The sequence below is a fragment of the Vibrio sp. 811 genome, assembly GCF_033339195.1.
In genome coordinates this window covers 1-688 of record NZ_JAWOUB010000428.1, presented here as the reverse complement: position 1 = coordinate 688, position 688 = coordinate 1, and the positions used below count along the sequence as shown (strand labels likewise).

Annotated in this window: 2 protein-coding genes; both read right to left on the bottom strand. The window is 45.1% G+C overall.

Annotated elements, in window-relative coordinates; genetic code table 11:
• The coding region (locus tag R7Q46_RS27295) for a ZrgA family zinc uptake protein (protein ID WP_318078292.1) at nt 1-258 on the bottom strand (258 nt) is incomplete at its 3' end.
• Nucleotides 259-386: 128 nt separating this feature from the next.
• Complete coding sequence (locus tag R7Q46_RS27290; protein ID WP_005454649.1) at nt 387-686, bottom strand: DUF2607 domain-containing protein; 300 nt, start codon at nt 684-686, stop codon at nt 387-389.
• Nucleotides 687-688: the final 2 nt, after the last annotated feature.

Genomic DNA, 688 nt, shown 5'->3' with positions numbered 1-688 from the left:
CAGTGCGTTGCTATCTTCTAGCGTTGCGACTGCGTGTTGCAGTGTTTTCTCTTGCTCTGCATTTTCTGGTGCGTGTTCAAAGCCGACTACATCTGCACCAGGAGCTGTGATTTCGAGCAGCAAGTCACTGCCGTCTTGGGCAATATTAAATTCAACATGACCATGAACGTGTGCACTGTGTTGGCGGTATTCTTCTGCTGTTGCGACTGTCGATAGAGACAAACCGATAACGATCGCTAAAACCTGTTTAGATGGCATTTTACTTTCCTAATTTTGCTGATAAATCCGAGATCTGGTTGATTTCAGATTAGTACTCATTTGACGTTCTGTTATTGAAACGCGTCTATACACGTTGGAAATAACGTAATTGGGTTGTGTTTGAGTGTTTACGCAAAATAAGGTGGTGCACGCGCAGCGCTGAATACTTCTTCTACATGATGCGAGCGCTCTGAGACATCATCATAATGGGCCCGTGTGTATGACGGCACTGGGATTGCTGGTTGTGCTTTAGCGAGACCATGTTGCGCGCCAGCAAAGAGTTGGCAGTGATGATGAGTATGATGCTCTGGTGTGAGGTCGACTTGATGAAAGATCGAAGCAAAATTCCAGATGATCAGCAAAGCAACACTGAAAAGTACAACAGTGCGATGCCAAGATCTGAAAATGGTTTGCCAAGAAAAGTACATCT